10 protein-coding genes are annotated in these 6405 nt (G+C 43.0%); 3 read left to right on the forward strand and 7 right to left on the reverse strand.

Translation table 11 applies throughout. The features are described 5' to 3' along the window. Positions 1-278: hypothetical protein (locus ACFSB2_RS16380; RefSeq protein ID WP_377944177.1), on the forward strand; the 278-nt coding region annotated here is incomplete at its 5' end. A 123-nt stretch (positions 279-401) separates the two neighbouring features. Here ACFSB2_RS16380 and ACFSB2_RS16385 read toward each other — a convergent pair. From ACFSB2_RS16385 to ACFSB2_RS16415, 7 genes are all read right to left on the reverse strand, one after another. Beyond that, complete coding sequence (locus ACFSB2_RS16385) at positions 402-785, reverse strand: hypothetical protein (RefSeq protein ID WP_377944178.1); 384 nt, start codon at positions 783-785, stop codon at positions 402-404. A gap of 274 nt (positions 786-1059) precedes the next feature. Next, positions 1060-1446, reverse strand: a complete 387-nt coding sequence (locus ACFSB2_RS16390) for a hypothetical protein (protein WP_377944179.1) — start codon at positions 1444-1446, stop codon at positions 1060-1062. A 14-nt stretch (positions 1447-1460) separates the two neighbouring features. After that, the gene (locus ACFSB2_RS16395; protein ID WP_377944180.1) at positions 1461-1997 is read right to left on the reverse strand and encodes an ImmA/IrrE family metallo-endopeptidase; all 537 of its coding nucleotides are present in this window, start codon (positions 1995-1997) and stop codon (positions 1461-1463) included. 140 nt (positions 1998-2137) lie between these two features. Further along, the gene (locus ACFSB2_RS16400) at positions 2138-2488 is read right to left on the reverse strand and encodes a hypothetical protein (RefSeq protein ID WP_377944181.1); all 351 of its coding nucleotides are present in this window, start codon (positions 2486-2488) and stop codon (positions 2138-2140) included. Positions 2489-2752: 264 nt separating this feature from the next. Beyond that, positions 2753-2896: a hypothetical protein gene (locus ACFSB2_RS16405; RefSeq protein WP_377944182.1), complete on the reverse strand. Its 144-nt coding sequence runs from the start codon at positions 2894-2896 to the stop codon at positions 2753-2755. Positions 2897-3537: 641 nt separating this feature from the next. Further along, on the reverse strand, positions 3538-4026 hold the full coding sequence (locus ACFSB2_RS16410; protein WP_377944183.1) for a hypothetical protein: 489 nt from the start codon (positions 4024-4026) through the stop codon (positions 3538-3540). A gap of 253 nt (positions 4027-4279) precedes the next feature. Continuing rightward, the gene (locus ACFSB2_RS16415; RefSeq protein ID WP_377944184.1) at positions 4280-4537 is read right to left on the reverse strand and encodes a DUF2958 domain-containing protein; all 258 of its coding nucleotides are present in this window, start codon (positions 4535-4537) and stop codon (positions 4280-4282) included. A gap of 430 nt (positions 4538-4967) precedes the next feature. Here ACFSB2_RS16415 and ACFSB2_RS16420 point away from each other — a divergent pair, with 430 nt between their 5' ends. Both ACFSB2_RS16420 and ACFSB2_RS16425 read left to right on the forward strand, forming a co-directional pair. After that, the gene (locus tag ACFSB2_RS16420) at positions 4968-5195 is read left to right on the forward strand and encodes a helix-turn-helix domain-containing protein (protein WP_377944185.1); all 228 of its coding nucleotides are present in this window, start codon (positions 4968-4970) and stop codon (positions 5193-5195) included. A gap of 188 nt (positions 5196-5383) precedes the next feature. After that, positions 5384-6019: a MerR family transcriptional regulator gene (locus tag ACFSB2_RS16425; RefSeq protein WP_377944187.1), complete on the forward strand. Its 636-nt coding sequence runs from the start codon at positions 5384-5386 to the stop codon at positions 6017-6019. Positions 6020-6405 lie beyond the last annotated feature (386 nt).

Consider the following 6405-nt stretch of genomic DNA (forward strand, 5'->3'; position numbering starts at 1 on the left):
GGGCGGTACCGGACCAGAGGGAGGATAAGGAGACCAAAATGCTTTATGGGGAGAAGCGCGCCGTGATAGCCTATGAGCGGGAGGCCCCGGCTCCTAAGCATGAGTCATCAAAAAACCAGACGCATGTCTGGTTTTCACCTTTACCGTTGAATGAGAGGAATCTGTTCTTTGGGTTCCTCCCATTCAACCTAATGCAGTTGTCCATATTTCTTTTGACCTGCGCTCTTCCATCAGGCCGGGGACCCGTGGTGGCCCGTTTTTTTGGCCATGCGCGTTAAGCGGAGACCCACTTTCGAGTTCTGTTCTCGAAAGTTGGCTCCGTAGCGCAAACGGGTGGCCGTTCGATGGCCAAAGGAAACTTGATTTGCAGTTGGCGAAAACAGCTCACTTCCGCAGCGATTTCATTTCTGCAAACTTTGTTCAAACTCTAAACTCGCTTCTTCCTTAACATGGGAAAATGTTAACTTCCAATTCACAGGTTTGTTTTCTAAGCGACGCTCAAATTCCTGTATCGCATCAAACCAAGCAGGTGACCCCTTGGGTATACCAGATAAGTGCAATTCTTCATATTCACGAAACGCTAAAATAAAATCAATGACATCTATTCTTAACGCTAGTTGTCGAAGATGTAATCGTGAAAATACGACGATAGCAATATAACTTATAATGGCGAAAGCAAATATCCCGATCCCCCATACCTTATGTTGCCCCAAGGTAAGATAACCACAAAAAAATGAAATTAACACAAGCAGTGCATTTATAGTAAAAATGAAACCTTTACGCAAAAATGGCCCTCCAAAACTTTTATTATAATCATAGCGTAGCTGGTCAAACGCTCATCAGAAAATGGTGTTGTAACTATCGTTTAATTTGCGGACTTCAATACGAAAATCCGATAGCCATAAAAGATAAAATGTACAATATGGTCTAAGCGATTACGCCCTGTGCGTGCCGTATCGTTGAGAGCATCTAGGCTGGCAGGCTTATGTAGATGCTCTCTTATTTAATTCCAATCTCTTGTACAGGGAATGACTTTTAAATCCTCATCGTCGGTCAATTCTACTGCATTTTAATTGCTTTGTTGGTCTGTGGAGAATAATAAAAATGTCCGGCGTCTCCATTGTTCTCCAAAACAGATACCACTCTCATCCCAAAACCGCCCGGCCCCTCATCTTCGACGGCTGCGACACCAGATTTCAATAATGGGGAAACGGCCATTTTTTCTTTTGATTCTATATTTGTTAGAGTCTCCTTGTAGGTGATGTGAATTGCAACGGGTACTGTGATTGCGATAATCAATCCGATAAAACACGTTACTACCGCTACAACAAATGGACCATCAATCATCCTTATGACAAATGGAATATAGATCACCATTAAAAATCCAATAATTATACTAAGTCCAGTAATAATAATCGGTGACCACCCGTTTAAAAGAAATAGCATCAATGATTCCCCTTTTACAGTGAAAATCCTAGGTTCCTCATTTCACAAACACGGTGTGAAACAATTTGGACTGGAACGCCAAATCGATCAGCCATATGTTCAATCGTGTCTGCCAAGTGCCATTCTCTATATACTTCGTCAAATGGAAGCAACAGCGCCATCGCAAACCGATTTGCATACAATTCCACGATTGCCCTTACTTTCTCATCATCATTCAAATCGTGTATTCCATTGACTTCGAAAAATGCTTGAGTACATATAAATGCATCACTTTGGGGAAAGTGGAGGAAATAATGACCCAGTTCGTGAGCAAGTGAAAAACGTTTTTGATTCAGGGAATCTCTGTCGTTCAGAAAGATACAAGAGTCATCTTTTTTGATGATTCCCTTAATATCCCCCTTGTGAAAGTCGGCCGCTTTCACTGTGATCCCGTGGTATTCAGCAATACGCAGCGGATTAAGGAGAAAGTTGGATCTTGTATAGGTCAACCGCAATCGATGCGCAATCCCTTCTGGGTTCGCCATCAACATTTCCTCGATAATAGGCTCCATTCTGAACCCACTCCTTAAACGATTCCAATAAAGTCATTCACAAAGTACAACATGGTGCAAACGGAAAATGAAGAGTGGCGCCAAATGAGCTGGGCAGTGCAGAGCCACGCCCAACTCATTTGGCGAAACCATTCACCAATTCACTTACGTTTATAATCCAAACTGTAAAGGTTGTGACTCATCCGTTCATCACGTTTCCCTTCTGTAAAGCCGATCATTGTTGATTCTGTGTTTGTACCTTGATACTGAATATCCACACATCCTCCACCTGGGCAAATAGTGTCATGTGGGATCACACAAAAGGTTAGGCAGTCACCGTTCCGGAGTTTCAAACTGACGGTGTGCATCTCCGTTTCACCAGAGAGATCTATCAGCGTGTGCGCACAAGAATTAAATATCGCGAACCCTTCCGGCGTCCGACGCACTTCCTCATGCACCTGGGCTTTCAGCAGCGCCTCGATTTGTGGCTTGTCCAACTGTTGCAAACTCATCTATATTCCTCCTTTGGCAAGCCTGTGGCCGCCATCGACTCATTTCTTACGTTTGCGAATTCTTCTTTTCCAACCCCCATAGGCCATTACACACAATATGACCAACAAGGCACCTTCGGCGCTCAACAAAGCCATCACGGTCAATTCATCACGCTCCTTCTCTTGTCGGCTGGCATAAAAATAAGTAAACTGGTAGTACAATATTTAGGCAGGCTATGGGAAGGGGCTACGCCCCTCCCATAAATCATTCAGTGACAGTATCGGTCATTGACCTTTGCTGTCGGTGGTCTCGGAGTCTTCCCGTTGGTGGCGGGAAGACTCTTTTAGTTCCAGCAACTTCATAGCGACTGTGCTGAATGCGACCAAAACATTACAGACGGCAATGATGCAAGCCGTCCAACCTGCCATAAAACATCACCTCCTTTCATCAACCTCCCTTCCTCTTGATAGATTCATTATACCACGATATAGTGGTATATACAATCAAAAATCACCGCAATATCAATGTTTTTAAGAGAGTGACATCACGTTAATGTGGCTTTGTATTTGTTGCAATTGTCGAATTTGAAAGTGGTCGTTCCGCGGGCAAAATGGTATATCTGTAAATCATATCGGGAATACCAATAGTGTGGTGGGTGAAAGTGAGAGGCGCCTCAGCGATTAGCCGTCAACACCACGCAATGCACGAAGCGAGCTGGAGTCCATGGTAATCCGCTCGAAGTTCTGGAGTAAAGTTGGCCACAGTACATATTAGAGCTTTGGCTGAGGAGGAGCTGCCCTCGGCCTATTTGTGTTTTAAATATCCAGCCAGTGATAATCCTTCAAATCCTCACGTTCGAACCACCAACCTTTTGCGACCAGCCGCCCCTCGAAATCCAAACCATTACTCCACTTCACATAAAGCGAAATGAGATGCTTTAATTTCTTCCTCCCATTGGTTTTGACCCGCTATATCAAATAGGTCAATCTGCTTGAAAACAACCGGAGTCCCCAGATTCAATGGCATGGTTTATTCCCCTTCAAAGGGCAAGGTTTCCCTTGCCCTACAGTTAGATTTCAAATACCTCATCAAGAGAATCGTGAATCGCGTTGGCTCCATAAGAAACACACCTCTGCTGGAACAAACGAATTGCTTCACTTTGTACATAGCGATCCACGTTTGCAGACGTAGCCTCGATCCCCTTATCTTCTAATGCATCCTGAATGTCAGCTCGATGCCATTTGATGACCACAATTGGAGCAGCCATTCTGGCTTCTTCCAACTCTTCTGTATATTGCACCTCAAGACATTTCATGAGGAACTGGTCGACAGCGTAGTAATATCCATCACTATACTTGTTTGGAGAATTCCGAAACTGCTCGCCAAGCTTGTCGTTGAATTCTGTTGCACACATAGAAATGAAAGCTGTTAGCTCCGTGCTGGAAATATCCTGCGGCAAAATGTAGCGCTCTTGAAGAAGCTGAATATGACGCGACATCTCGACAATTGTCTCAAGTAAAAACTGACACTGTACATTCTTCTCATACACGATGCCCATATCGCGCACTCTCCTTCTGCACTGTAGCCGTATGAGCTTCTGAATCCTGCTTCACTTTTAAAATTGACTCATCTGCTTTACAAAACCAGTTGCAAATGAAATAGAAAAAGACAACAAGTAAACAACTGATGATCTTGAACTCCATGGTTATATCGCTCCATTTCTTGACTTCAAGAATTCGATTAGATAAACTGTCAATAAGAATATTTCGTAGACGGTAGACTCTCCGGAGCAAACGGAGAGTCTTTTTCGTTCAATCGGTTTTACTTCTCACAGCAGCCAAGTGGATGTCACTAAACTTCTTCCTTGAAAAATACAAATCACGCACAACTCGTGGAATAGCGCCGTATTGCAGTTGTTCCAGCTCATAAAGGGAAAAGTATCCCCATTCACTGTTGTAATCCCCCGTGTCTACATACCCAAAAAATAACACATCCCCATTCTCTTGTTTCTGAGCTTCGACCACATACCACGATAATCCAGTGCCAAGCGCAAAAAACTTTGCAACCACTTCCTTTTCACCAAGAGTTACCTCCTCTGTACCATAAAGATCTGGTGTTATTGCCGCGAGTTCGGGTACCCATAATTGTATTGATTCTCACTCCTTACGAGGTCATCTCTTACAAAACCATTATACCACTATATCGTGGTATTCGAAAGGGAAAAATCCCGTTATACCAAGGAAAATCCCGCTTTATTTCCTAGATAACTCGTTGTCAATGGGACGTGGAATAGCGGAGCGAAGGGAGCATATGCCGCGAAAGCCCATTGACAACAATGGGAAGCAAAAACCCTAAAACAAAGAAGGAAAGCCCTATTTTTGGGCTTTCCTTCCTAACTACTCAATGGGTGTGTCTAAGTACGCAAAAAGTAAGTATGCAGCAACCTATTAAGCAACACGATATCGTGGTACTATGGGTTTTAATAATGGAGGGGAGTACATGAAAAAACAAGTAACTACACATGATTGCTTGTATGAAGTTATAACGATCACAGAAGCAGCCAAGATATGGGATAAAGCAGTCAGTACCTTGCGTCACCGTTTACTAGATGAACGATTTCCGAGTGATGGGTATCGAAAAAGCGATAAGCTAATACTAATTAAGCGCTCTGCGATGATAGAAGTGTATGGCGAACCAAAAAAACAGTCTCTCACATCAAATGAATGAGCATTAATATGATGCAAACCAAGACACAATCCTTGATATGACAACGATTATCGAGTTTTTAAAATAGTTAACTAGTCGATTAGTTATGTGGTCTATATGTGGCGTGTGTACTACATGTGTTTTACATATTGTGAACCACTTGTAGAACACACAACACAAGTGCAGTACAAATTTGGCGGTGATGTGAAATGGAATTTTATCAAATTAGTGACTTTGCTAAAGAGATTGGGAAACATGTTAATACAGTGGACAATTGGTTCAAAGCGCTTGAAGAGAGACGTTTACACTATGTAAACCGAGTAGCCGGGGCGAAGGTTTATGACGAACTTGACTTAGAGATTGCTCGATTCATTTTGGACAAACGGGAAAATAAGTGGTTATTAGAGGGGATTTTTTCAATCCTTGAGGAAACCTTTGAATTACGTCCATTCCCTCCTGATGAAACCACAAGTGTCCCACAAGTGGTCGATATGGAGATAATTATGCGTGAAATACGCAGTGCTGCCCAACAGATTGCAGCAGCCCAAGTTGAAGAGGTCAGGCAACAGTATGCCGAACTTGTAAAACAATTACCGAAACCAATAGATCCGGCAGAGGAGAAGCAAAAAAGACTTGATGATATGATCACTCAGCGTCGTGTTATTACACAGTTAGAAGATGAAGCGCTCAATATGTGGTCTACAATACCAAAAGAAGAACGAATGAAATCTGTAGGCTTATTCCGAAAGCAAGAGGATATAGACAAGCGGGACAAGTTCGTTCGAGCGTATGTAAATGAACATCTAGAGGAACGAATGAAACTTGAGTATGGACTTGATAAGTAGTCAACACATATGGACCACAAGCCACATAATGACCACAATTTGAGGTTGATAGATGTAATTGTGGCTCACATATGATTGGTGAGGTTTGTTAGAGAATCGGAAATCCGAAAATGTACATGTCTCGTATGCTGTACAAGACATATTAGCCGCACGGCTTGCGTTTTTAGCCTGTGAAGAGGTTGTAATGCCTTCTAGAAAACGGAAAATAATCCATCGACTTAGTGAACCCGGGAACCAACTTGATATGGTTGGGATCCCTGGCTTTCACGGGGGTCGAGAGGATGTGTTTTTCGCAAGTGAAAAGTGCAAAGAATCGCGGCCAATTTGTGCATAGCACCGCCACACCGTTTGCGGAAAATTAAGACGAAATGGTAGACAGCGCGTGG

Origin of the sequence: Alicyclobacillus fodiniaquatilis (genome assembly GCF_042678105.1) — a bacterium.
GTDB lineage: Bacteria > Bacillota > Bacilli > Alicyclobacillales > Alicyclobacillaceae > Alicyclobacillus > Alicyclobacillus fodiniaquatilis.